Raw genomic sequence first — 17,692 nt, forward strand, 5'->3', positions numbered from 1 at the left:
CTTTCCGGAACCAGTGGGGTGATTCCGCGGTCTGCGCATGGCTGAGATTGACGCTTGAATGATCAGCGCCAAGGCAGCAGCGTACGGGGAGTCACCGCGCCTTTGCTATCCGGGGCGGACGCCGAGGTGGACGACGTCGGGAACGCCCCGGGCAACCGGGATCTCTTCGGTACGCACCTGCTGGAACCCGGCATTCCGCAAGGTTTCTTCGAAATCCGCGGAGGGCTGCGCCGACCACACGGCGAGCACTCCCGCCGGTCTCAACACCCTTGCGCAGCTTGCCAGCCCGGCCGGTGAGTACAGTCCCGTGTTGCCGTCCGTGACGGTCCAGCCGGGCCCGTTGTCGATGTCGAGGCACAGGGCGTCGTACGTGGCGGGGGTCTCGCCGACGTATCGGACCAGGTCGTGTTCCACGATCTCGGTGCGCGGATCGGCGAGCGCGTCGCGGGTGAGGGGGGACAGCGGCCCGGCGCGGTGCCAGTCGACGACGGCGCCCTCGCGCTCGACGACCGTGATGCGGCCCCAGGCGGGGTTCGCCGCGGCGTGCGCGAGCGAGAAGCCGACGCCCAGCCCGCCGATGAGCAGGTGCGGCCGCGGCCGTCCGGCCAGGGCGTCGAGCGCGGCGTCGACCAGCCGCCGCTCCGAACGCCCGTCGGAGGTGTCCATCAGGAAGCAGCCGTTCGCGATGATCTGCAGCACCGCCCCGTGCCGCCGCAGGACGATCTCGCCGTGGGGGCCCTCGCGGCGGTCCAGGACTTCGGGGACGGCGTAGGAGTCGTACGAGGTGGCCATCCGGCCATCCTGGCAGCCGGGGCGAGGCGGGAACGAGCTAATTACCGCACCGCCCGCACCCGCCGGAGCCAAAGCGCCGGGCCGTGCCCTCGGGGGACCGGGATGCCGAGCCGGGCGCCGGCCGCCCCGCCGAGGAACCCGCTACTTCTCCATGCCCCGGTTGAGCTGGTGCAGCAGCCGGGCCAGCTCCGTCACCTCGCGCGGGTCCCAGTCGGCGAGACGGCGGGCGTAGCGCTCGCGGCGGGCCTCGCGGACCCGGCCGACGCGCTCGCGGCCCTCCCGGGTGAGCGCGACCAGCCAGGCACGGCCGTCGGCGGGGTCGGGTTCGCGGGCGACGAGACCGAGCTCCTCCAGGGCGCGCAGCTGGCGGGACATGGTCGCCTTGCCGACGCCGATGTAGGCGGCGAGATCCGTGGCCCGCTGCCGGCCGCACTCGTCCAGGCGGACCAGCAGCCCGTACGCGGACGACTCCAGGTCGGGGTGGACCTCCCGGGCCATCTCGCCCTGGCTGGCCCGCGCACGCCGCAGCAGCACCGTCAGCTCCCGCTCCAGCGCGAGGAACCCGGGCCGGTCCAGACCGCTGTCGGACGCCCCGGCCCCGACCCGGCGTCCGTCGCCGTTGCCGTCTTCGTGCACGTCAGTCCCCGCCTCGGTTTTCCCGCTACTGAAAGTTTCCGCCGAGGGCCGCCCTCGCCGCAGCTTTGCAAGTATTCCGCAAGCTTGGGCCAACGGCGGAGCCCGGCTCCGCTGCGCGCCGCGGCCCTCGCGGCGCCGGTCGCCTTCGTCGCCACCCGGGCGGCCCTGCCGCGCGGAGCCGGCGGGGCGGGCGCGGGCCCGGGACCCCCGTACGGAGGCCCCGGGCCCGCGCCCCGTCCGGCCCCGCGGGCGGAGTCCGCCCGCGGGGCCCGTGTCACGCCGCGACCGGAACCTCCGGCGCCGCCCCGCTCGTCGCCGGCGCCAGCGCCAGCTCCAGGACCTGGCGGACGTCCGTGACGGTGTGGACGTCGAGCTTGTCCAGCACCTCGGCCGGCACGTCGTCCAGGTCGGGCTCGTTGCGCTTGGGGATGATCACGGTGGTGATGCCCGCCCGGTGCGCCGCGAGCAGCTTCTGCTTCACCCCGCCGATCGGCAGCACCCGCCCGGTCAGCGAGACCTCGCCGGTCATCGCCACGTCGGTGCGGACCAGGCGGCCGGAGAGCAGCGAGGCGAGGGCCGTCGTCATCGTGATGCCGGCGCTCGGGCCGTCCTTGGGCACCGCGCCCGCCGGGAAGTGGATGTGCACGCCCCGGTCCTTCAGGTCGCCCACGGGCAGCTCCAGCTCGGCGCCGTGGGAGCGCAGGAAGCTCAGCGCGATCTGCGCCGACTCCTTCATCACGTCGCCCAGCTGGCCGGTCAGGGTCAGCCCCGCCGCGCCCGTCTCCGGGTCGGCCAGCGACGCCTCGACGTACAGCACGTCACCGCCGGCGCCGGTGACCGCGAGCCCGGTCGCCACGCCCGGCACCGAGGTGCGCCGCTCGGCCGGGTCCTGCGCCGACTCGGGCACGTGGTGCGGCCGCCCGATCAGATCGCGCAGGTCGTCCGCGCGGACGGTGAGCGGCAGCTCCCGCTCGCCCAGTTCGTGCTGGGCCGCGACCTTGCGCAGCAGCCGCGCGACGGACCGCTCCAGGTTGCGCACCCCCGCCTCGCGGGTGTACTCGCCGGCGAGCTTGCGCAGCGCTCCCTCGTCGACGACGACCTCGTCCTTGTCCAGGCCGGCCCGCTCCAGCTGGCGCGGGATCAGGTGGTCGCGGGCGATGACGACCTTCTCGTCCTCGGTGTAGCCGTCCAGGCGGACGATCTCCATGCGGTCGGCCAGCGCCTCCGGAACGGCCTCCAGGACGTTGGCGGTGGCGAGGAAGACCACGTCCGACAGGTCGAGCTCGACCTCCAGATAGTGGTCCCGGAAGGTGTGGTTCTGCGCCGGGTCGAGGACTTCGAGGAGGGCCGCGGCCGGGTCGCCGCGGAAGTCGGAGCCCACCTTGTCGATCTCGTCGAGCAGCACGACCGGGTTCATCGACCCGGCCTCCTTGATCGCGCGGACGATCCGGCCGGGCAGCGCGCCGACGTACGTGCGCCGGTGGCCGCGGATCTCCGCCTCGTCGCGGACGCCGCCGAGCGCGACCCGGACGAACTTGCGGCCCATGGCGTGGGCGACGGACTCGCCGAGCGAGGTCTTGCCGACGCCGGGCGGCCCGACGAGGGCGAGCACGGCACCGCCCCGCCGTCCGCCGACCACGCCCAGACCGCGGTCGGCGCGCCGCTTGCGCACCGCCAGGTACTCGGTGATCCGCTCCTTGACGTCCTCCAGGCCCGCGTGCTCGGCGTCCAGGACGGCCTTGGCGCCCCGGATGTCGTAGGAGTCCTCGGTCCGCTCGTTCCACGGCATCTCCAGGACCGTGTCGAGCCAGGTCCGGATCCAGGAGCCCTCGGGCGACTGGTCGGAGGTGCGCTCCAGCTTGTCGACCTCCTTGAGGGCGGCCTCGCGGACCTTCTCGGGCAGGTCGGCGGCCTCCACGCGGGCACGGTAGTCGTCGGACTCCTCGCCCTCCTTCTCGCCGTTGAGCTCGCGCAGCTCCTTGCGGACGGCTTCGAGCTGGCGGCGCAGCAGGAACTCCCGCTGCTGCTTGTCGACGCCCTCCTGGACGTCCTTGGCGATGGACTCGGCGACGTCCTGCTCGGCGAGGTGGTCGCGCAGCTGCTGGGTGGCGAGCTTCAGGCGGGCGACCGGGTCGGCGGTCTCCAGCAGCCGCACCTTCTGATCGGTCGTCAGGAAGGGCGAGTAGCCGGAGTTGTCGGCGAGCGCGGAGACGTCGTCGATGGCCTGGACGCGGTCGACGACCTGCCAGGCGCCGCGCTTGCGCAGCCAGGCGGTGGCCAGGGCCTTGTACTCCTTGACCAGTTCGGTGACGTGACCGGGCAGCGGGTCCGGGACGCGCTCGTCGACCGTCGTGCCCTCGACCCACAGCGCCGCGCCCGGGCCGGTGGTCCCGGCGCCGATCCGGACCCGGCCGCGGCCGCGGATCAGGGCGCCCGGGTCGCCGTCGGCCAGCCGGCCGACCTGCTCGACCGTGCCCAGCACACCCGTGTTGGCGTACGTCCCGTCGACGCGCGGCACCAGGAGCACCCTGGGCTTTCCGGGTTCCGACTTGGCGGCGGCCTGCGCGGCCTCCACCGCGGCGCGCACCTCGGAGTCGCTCAGGTCCAGCGGGACCACCATCCCGGGCAGCACGACCTCGTCGTCGAGCGGCAGCACGGGCAGGGTGAGCGATGTGTTAGCCGAGGACTCAGTAGCCATGATCTCCCCTTCGGCAGTCAAGTTGAGCTATGCCGACTCAATGCTCCTGAGTCGTTGAATGTTCCCGGTCATGTGTTCGCTCTGAGCGATCAGCGAAGGACGCTCCGGAGTCCGGCGCCCCGCCCGGGCGGCAGGACGGGCCCGGCGCCGGGAGACGGACGGCGGGGCAGGCCGCGGGACCGTCCGGGGCGGCGCGAGTCCGGTCGCGGCCTCCTGGGGCCGCTCCGGCCAGGAGAGTCCCCGGGCGAGCGGCAGCGAGGACCCCGTCCGGGCGCGGAACCGGGGAACGACCGGGTCGAGCGTGATCCGGCGCCTGCTCACGGCGCTCCCTCCGACGCCCGCCGGGCGGGCGCGGGCACGTCCCGGGCGGCCGCCGGCGCATCGGCCGCCGCCCGCGCGCGGAGCCAGCCGAAGGAGCCCGCCAGGAAGGCGACGCCGCCGCCGGCGAGGATGCCCCAGCGAGCCCAGCCGGCGGGAACCAGCCCGGCGCAGGCGAAGCCGACGGCCACCGAACTCTGCAGGGTCGCCCCGTACGCGGCGCCGACCCGGCCCCGCACCTCCTTCGGGCAGCCGGCCATGACGTGGGTGCGCAGCGTCACGTTCTGCACCGCGTTGGCCATGCCGCCGCACAGGAAGGCGGCCAGCATCAGCGGGACGACGGGATACACCCCGGTCACCAGGTAGCCGAGCCCGACGACCGCGGCCGCTCCGACGGCGACCACGGCCGTGGGCCGGCGGCCGAGCGGGCCTCGTACGGCGAACGGTCCCAGCACCAGGCCCACGCTCCAGGTGGCCAGCAGGGTGCCGTAGGCGGCCGTGCCGCCGGGGATCTCGTCCGCGAAGAAGGGCAGCAGCACGTTGACGACCGAGGTCGCCGCGACGGTGATCACGATGGTGGCGAGCGTGATGCGGCGCTGCGCCCCGGTCCACAGCAGGGCCAGGCCGGCTCGCAGGCCCCCTCCGGTCCGCTGCTCCTCCGGGGCGGCCTCGTCCGTCCCGGCGGCGGAGGCGTCCGCGGCGCCGGCTGTCCGCGCGCCTTCCCGGGCCGCCGCGGCCAGCCAGCGGCTGATCACGGGAACGGCCGACAGGGCGAAGGCGAAGGTGCCCGCGTCGACCGCCAGCGCCAGCCCGGTGCCGCCGTGCGCCGTCAGCAGGCCCACCAGCAGCGGGCCGATGACGTATCCCGCGTTCCGCGCCGACTCGATGAGGCCGTTGACCCGCAGCTGCGCCTCGGCGGCCGGGAACAGCCCGGGGACGAGCGCCATCACGCAGGTCTGGGCGACGGCCCCCAGCGCGCCCAGGAACAGCATCGTGACGACGAGCAGGACCGCGCCGTCGGCGATCGCGGCGGCGGTCGCCGCGATCAGGCACTCCAGGGCCAGTACCGCGCCCAGCACCGCGTCCGGCCGGAAGCGGTCGACGATCCGGCCGATCAGGCCGCCCAGGGCGATGCCGGGAACCAGGCCGGCGAGCATCTGGGCCGACACCACCGACGTCAGCCCGGTGCGGTCGGCACCGCGCAGGGCCAGCGCCACCATGGCGACCTCGTCACCCACCGTACTGACCAGCAGGGCGGCGACGGCCAGGAGCGCCGCGGCCCCGCCCGGCCGCGGAGACGTCACAGGACCGGCTCCGTCGGACGCGCCGCCGCCGGTTCGCCGCCGAGCCCCTTGCCGAGCCGCGTCCCGCCGTACCGGAGGAACCCGTGCCCCCGGCCGATCAACTGTCGCGGGACCCCGCGCGGCGAGGCGAGGGCCAGGATCCCGTCCACGAACACGAAGGCGTCGGCGCCGTGCGTGCCGGCGAGGGCGGCCGTGTCCTGAACCACCTGCTCGGGACGGCGTATGCGGAACTTGCCGCCGGCGAAGGGGACCGAGCGGAAGGCGCGGTCCCGGGCACAGCTCCGTGAGGCCCGGAGCGGCAGGAGGGGGCCGGGCGCGAGGCAGCGGTCGAGCGGCAGGCCGTCGAAGTCCGGCGCGGGCGGGTCGGACACGCCGGCCATGGCCACGCGGACGTCCGGCCGGCGGCGCTCGACGCGGCGGGCCACGGTGGGAGCCGCTGTCAGCTGCGTGCCGGCGGACGCCGAAATACCGGCCACTGCCGGATCGGCGTCCTTCGGTTCGCGGATCGGGCGGTGTTCCAGAGCCCGCCCGCATACGTTGCGGTCCGCCGATCCGGCCGCTTCCAAAACGGAATCGGAGCGACGGCGGGAAAAGCGCGGGAAGTTCTCCCGCAGGCGGAAATACGAACCCGGAGAAGAAGCCGAGACGCAGGCGAGTCCGGTGCGCGGGACCGTGGCCGCGTCCGTGGGGGCGAGGGGCTCTGCCGGGATGCCGCGGGATGCGCGCGCGGCTTCGGCGCCGTCGATGCGGGTCACCGCGTCGCCGAGGACGGCGGGGGTCTCCTCGTGCGCTCGCCGCTTTCCGGCGGACACCTCGCCCGGACGGCGTTCGGCCTGCGGAGGCGGTGCCGTCGGGCCTCCGGCGGACAGCGGCCGGTCCGTCCGCTCGACGCTCGGGTCGAGGGGCGACACCCGCCGGCCGTGCCGGCGCATGACGGCGGCCGGCAGGGGAACCGCGGGGTGGGGAGCGCGGAGGCTCCAGATGGGCGGATCGACGAGAAGGGTCTGAGGCTGCGGCATGTGAGCCCTCGTGAGGTCCGGTGCCGGACGGGGAACCGAGCGCGGTCGCCGGAGCGCGGACGGGACGTGCTTCAGCCGGTCAGGCCGAGCCGGGGCCCGCCGGCCGGTTGTCGCCGGACTCCCCGCGGAAGGGTGTGCTCGCCGCTGAGCCGGTTCGGGGCGGCAGCCCCGACGGAGAGGGCCTCGTCGGTCCCGGCGACCGCGAGAAGGGCGCCGGCGTCGAAGTCCCGCGCCGGGTCGTGGTCGGGTCTCGTGCGGATCTCCTGCCCCGCGCGACTGGTTCTCCGCGAAATGTTCTTCACGGCCGGCGCCCGGCTCCCCGGCCGTCCGGCGCGGAAGCAACGTAACTCCCCGATGGGACTCCCACAAAGCGTCCCCATCCGAGGCGGAACGATTTTCAGTCATTCCGTCCGGGGTGGTCGTGCATTCCGCATTCCATTCCTCCCGGAGGGGCGGGAACGTCGGTGTCGTCCTTTCCGGGTCCCCGCCGGCCCTCGCGGATCAGCCCCCTGGCCGCCTGCGGGGCCGGCCCGGGCGGAAGGAGCACGCGCAGGCGGCCCGTCAGGGCTCGACGTGGACCGCCGTCGCGTCGTCGTGCGTCTTGGCCCGCCCCAGGAACACCCGGTCGGTGTCCGCGCGTTCCAGGGCCCGCACCCGGTCCACCAGGGCCCGGGCCCCCTCCTTGCGCAGGAGGCGGAAACAGTCGTCCCAGTCGCCCTCCCGGAACGTCTCCACCCACCGCGCCGCCCCGTCCGTCAGCGCGGCGAGCGCCCGGACCTCCGCGCGCGGCAGCACCCCCGTCACCGCCCGCGCCGCCACCGCGGGATCCGCCGCCGCCGTGAAGAAACCGCCCTCCTTGTTGCGCAGGGTGGCGTCGATCAGCGCGTCCGTGGCGCGGGCGGCGCGCGGGATGCGGGACAGGCGGTCGTCGAGGAGGGCGGTGACCGCGCCGCCGGGGGACTCCACCAGCAGGGCCGCGTCCGACAGCACCAGGTACTCGACCGCGGCCGGGGACCAGCGCGCCAGGGCCACCGTCGCCTGGGGCGTGCGGGGGTGAGAAAGGTCACAGGTTTCCGCGTGCCGGGCGGCGGTGAGCGCGATGGCGCGGGACAGGGCGTCGGCGAGGGGAACATCCGGGAGCGAAACGGTCAGTTCGGTCAGCGCCCCGCCGAGCCGCGCGGTGTACCAGGGGACCGAATGCAGACACCCCGTCCCGCCCGCCGGCGGCGTCACCCCGTCCAGCACGACGAGCGACCCGCCCTGTCCCGAGGCGGCCACCGCGACGCTCGCGAAGTCCTCGTTGGGGCGGCCGGGATCGCCGGGCTCCGAAACAAGTTCCGTACGCATCCGGTCAGTCTGCACGAGTCCTTCACAAGGTTCGTGAAGGACCGGCAACGGCTGCGGGAACAACGCACCCCGCAGGTCAAGCGTCTGATTTGGGGTGGAATAGTTGGGTCCGGGAACGGGCGGCGGCAAATATTGCCACCGCCCGTCGTCGGCGTCCAACCGGCCCTCCGCACGGGCCCGCCGCACACGCCAGGGGAACTTGCCCCCCAACTCCCCTCCGGGGTTCACTCCTTCGGGTGGCGGGTCAGGTGATAGGCGTCCCCTGTCCACCGGCACTGGGAAGGTCGGGATCCGACGGGGGTCCCTCTGCTCGAAGCGCAGGCCGAGAGCGTGGGGGAGGGTGTACGCGCCGGCCGGCCAGTTTGACGGAGCGCCACCCGGGCCCACGGGTACACGAGTCAGGAATGCGAGCACCGGTGCAGAAGACGCGGCCTCGTCGCACAGGCAAGCAGACGGCCCCCGCGGGGAACGCGGAGCCCACCTCCAGCACCTCCGCCGGCCCCACACCCGGCACCCCGGTGGGCAAGGGCCGCCCGACGCACGTGCGCAACCGGCTCATCGTCGCCGTGGCGGTCGTCGCCGCGGCCATCGCCGGAGCGGGCGCCCCGTCGGTCCTCGCGGCCTCCGACCAGGTCGGCGACACCCAGGAGCTGGTGACGCTCGCCGGGCAGACCCAGGACGCCCTCGCCCTCGCCCACGCGCTCGCCGACGAGCGGGACGAGGTGACGTCGTACATCGCGGCCGGCCGCGCCAAGTCCAAGGCGCCCTCCGAGCAGCGCAGCGCCCGCGTCGACCGGCAGGTCGAGGAACTGCGCGCCGACACCGGCACCCCGGCCTCGCTGCGCGAGGACCTCGACGGCATCGCGGCCGTGCGGCGCGCGGCGCTCACCGGCAAGAGCAGCGCCCTGGAGGCGCACGAGGCCTACTCCGCAGCCATCACCGACCTGCACCGCCTGGCCGAACGGCTGGCCGAGCGGATGCCGCCCCGCGCGGGCTCCGGGGCGTACGCCCTCGCCGAGCTGGACTCCGCCGTCCAGCAGGCCGCCGCCGCCCGCGGCCTGCTGCTCGCCGCCCTCAGCGTGCCGAGCAGCACCCGAACCGTCATCGACCCCGTCACCGGCCTGCCCACCACCACGACCGGCTCCTCGGACGCCGACGCCGGGCAGCGCGACGCCCTCGCCGCCGCCGCCCAGCAGGCCCGCCTGCGCTCCGACGCCGCCCTCGCCGACTTCCGCGACACCGCCCCCAAGGCGGCCCGGGACAGCTACGACTCCACGGTCACCGGCCCCGAGGTCAACTCGGCCGAGCGGTACCTCGCCTCCCTCACCGACCAGCCCGCCCTCTCCGACGGCGAACTCGGCACCGACGTCAAGAAGCTGGACGCCGCGCTCTCCGCCCGGGTCGACCTGATGCGCGGTGCGGAGTCCGCCCTCTACGACCGCCGCACCAAGGACCTGGAGGCGCTGCGCGACGACGACGTGACGGCGCTGGAGATCCGCGTCGCGGTCCTCGGCGCCCTCATGCTGCTCGCCGTCGGCATCGCCACGGCCATGGCGCGCACCCTCACCCGCCCGCTCGCCGTCCTGCGGCGCGGCTCCGCCCGCCTCGCCGAGGCCGCGGACCCCACCACCGAGGAACCGGTCGCCTTCACCGGCCGCAACGACGAGTTCGCGCAGGTCGTCCGCTCCGTCAACGCCCTGCACGCGCACGCCGCCGCCCTCGCCGAGCGCGTCAACACGCTGGAGGCCGACCGCAAGCACCTGGTCGGCCAGCGGCAGCGGATGGCCGACGCCCGCGAGGAGCTGCGCGCCGAACTCGCCGAGTCCGCAGCCCAGCTGCAGCGGCTGCGCCACAGCATCGGCTCCACCTTCGTCAACCTCGCCCTGCGCACCCTCGGCCTGGTCGAGCGGCAGCTCGCCGTCATCGAGAACCTGGAGGAGCGCGAGCAGGACCCGGAGCGGCTCGCCACCCTGTTCAAGCTGGACCACTTCGCCACCGTCATGCGCCGGCACAGCGAGAACCTCCTCGTCCTCGCCGGCACCGAGCACGTCCAGCAGACCGCCGGGCCCGTGCCGCTCGTCGACGTCGTCCGCGCCGCGGTCAGCGAGATCGAGCGGTACGAGCGGGTCCGGATCGCCGCGCTGCCGCCGCACGCGCACGTGGTGGGCTTCGCCGCGGACGACCTCTCCCACCTGCTGGCCGAACTCATGGAGAACGCCACCTCGTTCTCCCCGCCCGAGATGCCCGTCGAGGTCTCCGGCTGGCTGCTGGAGAACGGCGAGGTCATGCTCTCGGTCCAGGACGAGGGCATCGGCATGACCGCCGACCGGCTGGAGCGCCTCAACGCCCGCCTCACCGACTTCGATCCGGAAGCCCCGTACGACCAGGAGAGCGAGGACGGCCTCGGCCTCGGCCTGTACGTCGTCGCCCGCCTCGCGCACCGGCACGGCGCCCGCGTCCAGCTGCGCGCGCAGAAGCAGGGCGGTGTCGCCGCCGTCGTCGTGCTGCCCGAGGCGCTGCTCTCCGCCGCGCCGTCCGCCGCCGTCCCGTCGGCCGCGCCGGTGGCCGACGGCACCCAGACCCTCTCCCTGCCGGGCGCCGACGCGGAGGCCAACTCCAACGTCCTGCACGGCCGTGCGGACGACGGGGACCCGCTGGTCGAGCTGGCGGAGAAGGCCGTGCGGGAGAGCGCGCAGCCGCAGCCGGAGAGCGTGCGGCCGGAGAGCCCGGCCGAGACCACGATGGAGCTCCTCATCCCGGCCCAGCAGGGCGGGGCGGACCCGGCGCCGCGGGGGGACGCGCGCCCGGCTCCGCGGGAGGAGGCCGCCCCGGCGCAGCCGGCGGAGGAGACCCGGACCGGCCAGGGGCGGATGACCCCGGCCCCGCAGGAGCACCTCCCGGCCACCGGCGGCGAGAGCGCCCCGCAGGAACCGCCCGCGTCCGGGGACGACGCCCGCACGGGCGCGCCCGCCGCGGGCGAGGCCGAGGCACAGCACCAACGCGTTCCCGACGAGCCGGAAGAACTCGTCACCGACAAGGGTCTGCCCAAGCGCACCCCCAAGATCACCAAACCCGCCCCGGCCCCGCAGCGGAGCGGCGCGTCCGTGGACGCCGAGGCCCTGCGCCGCCGTCTCGGCGGCTTCCGCCGGGGGGCGGAAGCCGGATACCGCGAGGTGGAGGCGGAGATCGCCGAACGGACCGGCCAGAACCAGCGGCCGACGACCGGACCCGCTGAATCCGAAGAGGCCACGGGGGGCACAGTCGAGGAGGCAAGCAGTTGACCGCGCCCAGTACCTTCGGACTGAGCAGTGAAGCCCGCAACCTGCACTGGCTGCTGAACAACCTCGTCGAGGAGGTGCCCGGCATCCTCTCGGTGGCGGTGGTCTCCTCCGACGGCCTGCTCCTGCTCTCCTCCGACCCCGGGCACCACGACGAGGCCCGGCAGTCCCAGGAGGAGAAGCGCACCGGCCCCCGCGGCTCGGCCGCCGACCTCGCCACCATCGTCTCCGGCATCGGCAGCCTCACCATCGGCGCCGCCAAGCTGATGGACTTCGGCGCGGTGAAGCACACGATGGTCGCGATGGAGGAGGGCAGCCTGTTCGTGATGTCGATCAGCGACGGCTCGCTGCTCGGCGTGCACGGCTCCGCGGACTGCGACATGAGCGTCGTCGCCTACCACATGGCGCTGTTCGTGGGCCGCGCCGGCCACGTGCTGACGCCCGAGCTCCGCAGCGAGCTGCGGAAGTCCCTGGAGTCCGCCTCCTCCCAGGCCCCGGGGAGCACCCGATGAGCAGCAGTCCCAAACAGCAACTGCCGGTACGGGGCGCGGACCGCAAGCCCGCCCGCGTCCGCCCGTACTCGCTCACCGGCGGCCGCACCCGCTTCGGCCACGTCCTGCTCGTCGAGACGTTCGTGGCGGCGCTCGAGGCGCCGGAGGAGCGCAAGGAACTGACGAACGGTTCGCTGAAGTCGACGGTCATGCCGGAGATGCGGGCCATCGTCGAACTGTGCCGCCGTATGCGTACGGTGGCCGAGATCGCCGCGCTGCTGAAGATGCCGCTCGGCGTGGTCCGTGTCCTCCTCAGCGACCTCGCGGACCAGGGAAAGATCCGAGTGTACGGAACCGGAACCGGCCATGGCACGGGCCGGCCGGACCGCGCTCTGCTGGAAAGGGTGCTGAGTGGACTCCGTCGTCTCTGACGCCGCTCGCGGTGTCTCTGGTGTATCCCCGTTCGTCGAGCCCGACGAACCCCTGCGGCCCTGGCAGACGGACCGTACCCGGGCGCCCATCGCCACGAAGATCGTGGTGGCGGGCGGCTTCGGCGTCGGCAAGACCACGCTGGTCACCTCCGTCTCGGAGATCACGCCCCTGCAGACCGAGGCGCTGATGACCGAGGCGAGCGAGGAGCACGACGACCTCACCGCCACGCCCGGCAAGCTCACCACCACGGTGGCCATGGACTTCGGCCGCATCACGCTCGACGACGACCTGGTGCTCTACCTGTTCGGCACGCCGGGCCAGCAGCGGTTCTGGTTCATGTGGGACGACCTGGTGCGCGGCGCGATCGGCGCGGTCGTCATGGCCGACACGCGCCGGCTGAAGGACTGCTTCCCGGCGCTGGACTACTTCGAGAGCTGCGGACTGCCGTACGTCGTGGCGGTCAACCACTTCGACGGCAGCGAGCTGTTCGAGCCGGAGGACGTGCGGGAGGCGCTGACCATCCCGCAGCACATACCTGTCATGATCATGGACGCGCGGCGTCGGATCTCGGTGATCGAGGTCCTGTTGGCCCTCGTGGGCCACGCGCTCGACGAAACCCCCGAGTAGCCACCGTCCATTAGGAGACATCCCGCATGCGGAAGATACTCGTCGTCGGAGCCGGCCAGTCCGGTCTCCAGCTCGCCCTCGGCCTCCAGTCGCACGGGTACGAGGTCACCCTGATGTCCAACCGGACCGCGGACGAGATCCGCTCGGGCCGGGTCATGTCGACGCAGTGCATGTTCCACACCGCCCTCCAGCACGAGCGCGACCTGAAGCTGAACTTCTGGGAGTCCCAGGCTCCCAGGATCGAAGGTCTCGGCGTCTCGGTGGCCGCCCCCGGCTCGCACGACCCGGGGCCGACGCAGCGGGCGATCGACTGGCTGGGCCGGCTCGACGGGTTCGCGCAGTCGGTCGACCAGCGGGTGAAGATGGCCGGCTGGATGGAGACCTTCGCGCAGCGCGGCGGCCAGCTCGTCATCCACGGCGCGGCGGTCGGCGACCTCGACTACTTCTCCCGCGCCTACGACCTGGTGCTGGTCTCGGCGGGCAAGGGCGAGCTGGTGCAGATGTTCGCCCGTGACCCGGAGCGCTCCCCGTACAGCGAGCCGCAGCGCGCCCTGGCCGTGTCGTACGTGCACGGTCTGGCCCCGCGCCCGGAGCACCCGGACACCGAGGCGGTCCGCTGCAACCTGGTGCCCGGCGTCGGCGAGCTGTTCGTGATGCCGTGCCTGACCACCTCCGGCCGCGCCGACATCCTGTTCTGGGAGGGCGTGCCCGGCGGCCCGCTGGACGTCTTCCACGGCGTCAAGGACCCGGCGGAGCACCTCTCCCTGACCCTGGAACTCATGGAGAAGTTCGTCCCCTGGGAGTACGCGCGGGCCACCAAGGTCGAACTGACCGACGCCGGCGGCACCCTCTCCGGCCGCTACGCCCCCACCGTCCGCAAGCCGATCGGCCGGCTGCCGAGCGGCGGCCTGGTCCTGGGCGTCGCCGACGTGGTCGTGGCCAACGACCCCGTCACCGGCCAGGGCTCCAACTCGGCCTCCAAGTGCGCCGCCGCCTACCTCGCCTCGATCCTCGAACACGGCGACAAGCCGTTCGACGAGGAGTGGATGCAGCAGACCTTCGACCGCTACTGGGAGACGGCCCGGCACGTCACCAAGTGGACGAACACCATGCTCGCCCCGCCGCCCGAGCACGTGCTGAACCTGATCGGCGCCGCCGGCCAGCTCCAGCCGGTCGCCGACCGCTTCGCCAACGGCTTCAACAACCCGGCCGACTTCGAGAACTTCTTCTACGACCCGGCGAAGACGGAGGGCTACCTGATGGAGGTCTCCGGCGCCGCGGGCGCGTAGTAGCCCTCGTCGGACCCCGCCATGGCCCCTTCGGGGAGCTTCGGCGGCACGTAGTGCCGCAGGGGCTCCCCGCCGGGATCCGGCCGCACGGCGCCCAGCACCGGGTTGGCCGCGATCGGCGACACCTTCACCCGCGCGCCCGGCCGCGGCGCCTGCACGACCAGCCCGTCGCCGAGGTAGAGGGCGACATGGGTGGCCTCGGGGAAGTAGACGACCAGGTCCCCCGGCCGCAGCTCGCTCAGCGGGATCCGCGCCAGTTGCGCCCACTGCTCCTGGCTGGTGCGCGGAATCGGCGCCCCGGCCCGTTCCCAGGCCTCGGAGGTCAGCCCCGAGCAGTCGTAGGACTCCGGTCCCTCCGCGCCCCACCGGTACGGCTTCCCGAGCTGCTCCACGGCGAAGCGCACGGCCCGCTCGCCCTCCCGGCTCGGCCTGCCGTCGTCGCCGAGCGTCCCGGACGCCAGGAACCTCCGCTGCGCCTTTGCGATCCCGCCGCGCTCGAACGCGGCGAGCGCGGCCAGCCGCTCCGCGCTGAGCGACGCCAGCAGCTCCTCGACCGCGCCGAGCCGCTCCCGCACGCCGTCCCGCTCCTTCCTGCGCCGCTCGGTGAGGACCAGGTGCTCGTCGAGGGCCTCCCGGGCCCGGCGGGCGAGCAGGTCGGCCCGGTGCTCGCTGCCGGTCAGACGGCCCACCGTCCGGGCCCGCTCGCGCGCCAGCCGCCCGATCACGCGCCCCTGGTCGAGCGCCCGCTGCGGATCGCGGGCCAGCAGCAGCCGTACGTAGGGGGAGATGTCGGTGCTGCTCTGGTACTGCTGCCGGGCCAGCCGTCCCGCCGCCCCGCGGCTGTCGTGCAGGGAGAGCCGGGTACGGGCCAGTTCGGCGTCCAGCCGCTCGACCTCGGCGCGCTGCCTGGCCAGCTTCTCCTCGGTGGCGTTGTAGCGCTCGGTGGCCCGCTCGGCCTCCCGGTACAGCCGCTGAAGGTCCGTCAGCAGCTCGGCGAGGGACCGGTCGCCGGGCCCGGGGTCGGCCGCCGCGGGCACGGGCGCGAGGGCGATCACGGCCGCCGCCGCCGTACCGACCAGACGCAGAAGCCTCCCTGACACGTCATCACCTCCGGTGCGGGCGGGCGGCCGGTCCGCTCTCCTCCGCACCGCGAGCATCACCACGGATGCGGGCGGCCCGCGCGCCGGGTGTGCGCGGTTCGGCGCAACGGGGTCACCCGTGCGGGGCGTCCGGCTTGCCGCCCGGCGCGGTGTCCGGCCTCGACCAGGGCCACCGCCGCACACGGCCCCGCCGGCCCTCGGGGTCGTGGACGTACTTCCACCGCCGCGTCAGCCCGGGCCGGCCCTGCCCGCGCTCCACCCGGCGGTAGACGAGCACGGTGGGCGGCCCGCCCCGCGGGTCCGGGACGGGAATGCGGTACGTCTTCGGGGGGTGCCCGGTGATGCCCAGCAGCACGGGCAGCACCCGCCCGTCCATGGGCCCGCCCTCGAAAGGGGTGTCTTCGCTCTTCACGGCACCAGTGTGCGCCGCGCGGCACCCGGGTCAGCCATCCGCCGCCAGGGCCTTCGCCAGCGCGGCGCTCTGCGGGTCACGCCGCGCGGTGACCGCCAGCGCGGCCGCGAACTGCTCGACCAGCCAGTCCCGCATCTCGTCGGCGGGCGGCTGCTTGCCCTCGTCGAGCCAGATCAGCGAGGCCGCCTCGACCGCGGTGATCCACATGCGGACCGTCATCCGCAGCCGCGGGCCGGGCCGGGCGACCTGGAGGTGGCTCAGGATGTGCTCGGCGGCGGCCCGGCGCACGCCGTCCACGATGGCCGTGGTCCGGGAGGTCGCGGCGACGCCGCCGCCCCGCAGCAGGGCGCTGAAGCCGGTGCCGTGCTGGTCGACGAAGGCGAGGTAGCGGTCCAGGGCCCGGGCCAGGCGGACGAGCCGCGGGCCCTCGCGGGGCTCGTCGAAGCAGTGCCGCAGCTCGTCGGCGGCGGACCGCAGCGCGGCCTCGTACAGCTGCTGCTTGCCGCCCGGGAAGTACCGGTACACCAGCGGCCGCGACACCCCGGCCCGCTCCGCCACGTCGTCGAGGGAGACCTCCTCCGGGGCGCGGTGCGCGAACAGGGCGAGGGCGGCGTCGAGGAGCTGGCCGCGGCGTTCCTCGACGCTGAGACGGCGGTAGGCGGGGGTGGGTGCCTGCGGGCTCATGTCCCGCAGGGTAACCGGTGCCCACGGGCCGGACCGGGGGACGAGCCCCGGCCCCCGCCCCGCCCGCCGGGCCCGGGAACGGGCCCCGCCTCCGCCCCGCCCGCCGGCCGCCGTCAGGCGAGGAGCCCGGACGACTTCCACAGGCGGCGCCCGACGCCCCGCAGGACCCCGATGTCGTCCAGGAAGTCGGTCAGCCGCCGGGCGCCGTTCTGCATGACCTCCCGGCGGTGGGCGCTGGCCCGGACCTGCGCCACGGCCTCCCGCCGGTCCAGGCCCACGTTGGTGTACACCTCGGGGTTGACGAAGGCGACCGAGAACACCCGGGCGAACTCGCCGGAGGTGATCCGGGTGAACTCCTGCGACCACTTCGGCGCCGTCACCATCTGCCGCCGCAGCTCCTCGCGGGCGTACCGCACGTGACGCGCCTCCTCCACCACGTGGATCCGCGTCACGCCCCGGATCAGCGGCTGCACCCGCTCGTCGGGGAACGTCAGCCGCTGCATCCAGTCCAGCACCTCCTCGCCCAGCAGCGTCGCGGTGAAGGAGCCCGGCGTGGTGGAGATCGTCTTGAACACCCGCCCCAGCTGCTGGTGCACCCGGCTCACCGGGTACCACGGCGTCCCCCCGCGGGCGATCAGCCGGGCGAACATCTTCGAGTGCCGGCACTCGTCCTCGATCTCGGTCAGCGCGTACCGCACGTGCGCGCTCGTCGCCGCCTTGTCGTAGATGTGCCGCACCAGCAGCTGCATCAGGATGATCTCGAACCAGATCCCGAGCGAGGCCAGCGCCGCGGACTCGTGCCGGGACAGCAGGATCCGCTGCTCCTCGCTCATCCGCTTCCACAGCGGCGTGTCGTACAGCGACACCAGCTCCGGCGGCCAGAACCACTTGCCCTCCTCGAAGGGCGCGTCCCAGTCCAGCTCCTGGTCCGGGTCGAAGGAGTGCTTGGCGGAGGAGGCCAGCAGCCGCTGGGCCACCTGCTCCCGGTCCTTGAGCAGGCCGAGCGCGTCGCGCAGCCCTTCCAGCGCGTCGGCTTCCGTCAGGGTCGTCATGGCTGTCCCACCTCGTCGTACGGGATGTGCGAATGGGTTACCCGCGGTCACACCATGGTCCTTATGAGACTGCCTGTCAGCAAGCTCGTCAATCCCCCGCGCGTCACTTGCCGGGCACCGGCCCCGAGCGGCGGCGCGGGCCCGGGGACACGCGGCTCCTCCCGGAGGACACCGCCCGCCGCCGAGGCCGGCCTCGCCGCCGGCCGCCGCTCC

The 17,692-nt window shown here is 74.2% G+C and carries 15 protein-coding genes; 5 read left to right on the forward strand and 10 right to left on the reverse strand.

What is annotated here, in order from left to right; genetic code table 11:
• Positions 1-105: 105 nt before the first annotated feature.
• The 6 genes from ACIBAI_RS21050 to ACIBAI_RS21075 form a co-directional block, all read right to left on the reverse strand.
• Complete coding sequence (locus tag ACIBAI_RS21050; RefSeq protein ID WP_399036321.1) at positions 106-792, reverse strand: spermidine synthase; 687 nt, start codon at positions 790-792, stop codon at positions 106-108.
• 141 nt (positions 793-933) lie between these two features.
• Positions 934-1,428 carry a MarR family winged helix-turn-helix transcriptional regulator gene (locus ACIBAI_RS21055; protein ID WP_399036322.1) on the reverse strand — a complete coding sequence of 165 codons (495 nt, stop codon included), beginning with the start codon at positions 1,426-1,428 and terminating at the stop codon, positions 934-936.
• A gap of 274 nt (positions 1,429-1,702) precedes the next feature.
• Complete coding sequence (lon, locus tag ACIBAI_RS21060; RefSeq protein WP_399036323.1) at positions 1,703-4,126, reverse strand: endopeptidase La; 2,424 nt, start codon at positions 4,124-4,126, stop codon at positions 1,703-1,705.
• A gap of 317 nt (positions 4,127-4,443) precedes the next feature.
• Positions 4,444-5,748 (reverse strand): MFS transporter, encoded by a 1,305-nt coding sequence (locus ACIBAI_RS21065; RefSeq protein ID WP_399036324.1) that lies wholly within the window; start codon positions 5,746-5,748, stop codon positions 4,444-4,446.
• Complete coding sequence (locus ACIBAI_RS21070) at positions 5,745-6,503, reverse strand: hypothetical protein (protein ID WP_399036325.1); 759 nt, start codon at positions 6,501-6,503, stop codon at positions 5,745-5,747. Before ACIBAI_RS21070 ends, ACIBAI_RS21065 begins: the two co-directional genes overlap by 4 nt.
• Positions 6,504-7,328: 825 nt before the next feature.
• A complete protein-coding gene (locus tag ACIBAI_RS21075) occupies positions 7,329-8,114 on the reverse strand; it encodes a protein phosphatase 2C domain-containing protein (RefSeq protein ID WP_399036328.1) in 786 nt (261 codons plus the stop codon).
• 404 nt (positions 8,115-8,518) lie between these two features.
• On the opposite strand from ACIBAI_RS21075, the gene ACIBAI_RS21080 reads away from it, so the two are divergent.
• Genes ACIBAI_RS21080 through ACIBAI_RS21100 form a run of 5 tightly spaced genes read left to right on the forward strand, consistent with a single transcriptional unit; the run spans position 8,519 to position 14,231 of the window.
• Positions 8,519-11,395 (forward strand): nitrate- and nitrite sensing domain-containing protein, encoded by a 2,877-nt coding sequence (locus ACIBAI_RS21080; RefSeq protein WP_399036330.1) that lies wholly within the window; start codon positions 8,519-8,521, stop codon positions 11,393-11,395.
• Entirely contained in the window at positions 11,392-11,904 is a 513-nt protein-coding gene (locus ACIBAI_RS21085) for a roadblock/LC7 domain-containing protein (protein WP_399036332.1), read from the forward strand. The genes ACIBAI_RS21080 and ACIBAI_RS21085 overlap by 4 nt, the downstream gene beginning before the upstream one ends.
• The gene (locus ACIBAI_RS21090; protein ID WP_344603690.1) at positions 11,901-12,314 is read left to right on the forward strand and encodes a DUF742 domain-containing protein; all 414 of its coding nucleotides are present in this window, start codon (positions 11,901-11,903) and stop codon (positions 12,312-12,314) included. Before ACIBAI_RS21085 ends, ACIBAI_RS21090 begins: the two co-directional genes overlap by 4 nt.
• Positions 12,295-12,942 carry an ATP/GTP-binding protein gene (locus ACIBAI_RS21095; RefSeq protein ID WP_344603688.1) on the forward strand — a complete coding sequence of 216 codons (648 nt, stop codon included), beginning with the start codon at positions 12,295-12,297 and terminating at the stop codon, positions 12,940-12,942. The genes ACIBAI_RS21090 and ACIBAI_RS21095 overlap by 20 nt, the downstream gene beginning before the upstream one ends.
• 26 nt (positions 12,943-12,968) lie before the next feature.
• Positions 12,969-14,231 carry a styrene monooxygenase/indole monooxygenase family protein gene (locus ACIBAI_RS21100; RefSeq protein WP_399036334.1) on the forward strand — a complete coding sequence of 421 codons (1,263 nt, stop codon included), beginning with the start codon at positions 12,969-12,971 and terminating at the stop codon, positions 14,229-14,231.
• Here ACIBAI_RS21100 and ACIBAI_RS21105 read toward each other — a convergent pair.
• The 4 genes from ACIBAI_RS21105 to ACIBAI_RS21120 form a co-directional block, all read right to left on the reverse strand.
• On the reverse strand, positions 14,195-15,331 hold the full coding sequence (locus ACIBAI_RS21105) for an NlpC/P60 family protein (RefSeq protein ID WP_399036336.1): 1,137 nt from the start codon (positions 15,329-15,331) through the stop codon (positions 14,195-14,197). The genes ACIBAI_RS21100 and ACIBAI_RS21105 overlap by 37 nt on opposite strands.
• 112 nt (positions 15,332-15,443) lie before the next feature.
• Complete coding sequence (locus ACIBAI_RS21110; RefSeq protein WP_399036339.1) at positions 15,444-15,743, reverse strand: hypothetical protein; 300 nt, start codon at positions 15,741-15,743, stop codon at positions 15,444-15,446.
• 30 nt (positions 15,744-15,773) lie between these two features.
• A complete protein-coding gene (locus ACIBAI_RS21115) occupies positions 15,774-16,427 on the reverse strand; it encodes a TetR/AcrR family transcriptional regulator (protein WP_399036340.1) in 654 nt (217 codons plus the stop codon).
• A gap of 113 nt (positions 16,428-16,540) precedes the next feature.
• Positions 16,541-17,479 (reverse strand): diiron oxygenase, encoded by a 939-nt coding sequence (locus ACIBAI_RS21120; protein ID WP_399036341.1) that lies wholly within the window; start codon positions 17,477-17,479, stop codon positions 16,541-16,543.
• Between the last annotated feature and the right edge of the window lie 213 nt (positions 17,480-17,692).

The sequence above is a fragment of the Streptomyces sp. NPDC051041 genome (genome assembly GCF_044456065.1).
Taxonomy (GTDB): Bacteria; Actinomycetota; Actinomycetes; order Streptomycetales; family Streptomycetaceae; genus Streptomyces; species Streptomyces glaucus.

Coding starts and splice junctions, on each gene's coding strand:
- ACIBAI_RS21050 (WP_399036321.1), bottom strand. CDS start 792: ATGGCCACCTCGTACGACTCCTACGCCGTCCCCGAAGTCCTGGACCGC.
- lon (WP_399036323.1), bottom strand. CDS start 4,126: ATGGCTACTGAGTCCTCGGCTAACACATCGCTCACCCTGCCCGTGCTG.
- ACIBAI_RS21075 (WP_399036328.1), bottom strand. CDS start 8,114: ATGCGTACGGAACTTGTTTCGGAGCCCGGCGATCCCGGCCGCCCCAAC.
- ACIBAI_RS21080 (WP_399036330.1), top strand. CDS start 8,519: ATGCGAGCACCGGTGCAGAAGACGCGGCCTCGTCGCACAGGCAAGCAG.
- ACIBAI_RS21090 (WP_344603690.1), top strand. CDS start 11,901: ATGAGCAGCAGTCCCAAACAGCAACTGCCGGTACGGGGCGCGGACCGC.
- ACIBAI_RS21100 (WP_399036334.1), top strand. CDS start 12,969: ATGCGGAAGATACTCGTCGTCGGAGCCGGCCAGTCCGGTCTCCAGCTC.
- ACIBAI_RS21115 (WP_399036340.1), bottom strand. CDS start 16,427: ATGAGCCCGCAGGCACCCACCCCCGCCTACCGCCGTCTCAGCGTCGAG.
- ACIBAI_RS21120 (WP_399036341.1), bottom strand. CDS start 17,479: ATGACGACCCTGACGGAAGCCGACGCGCTGGAAGGGCTGCGCGACGCG.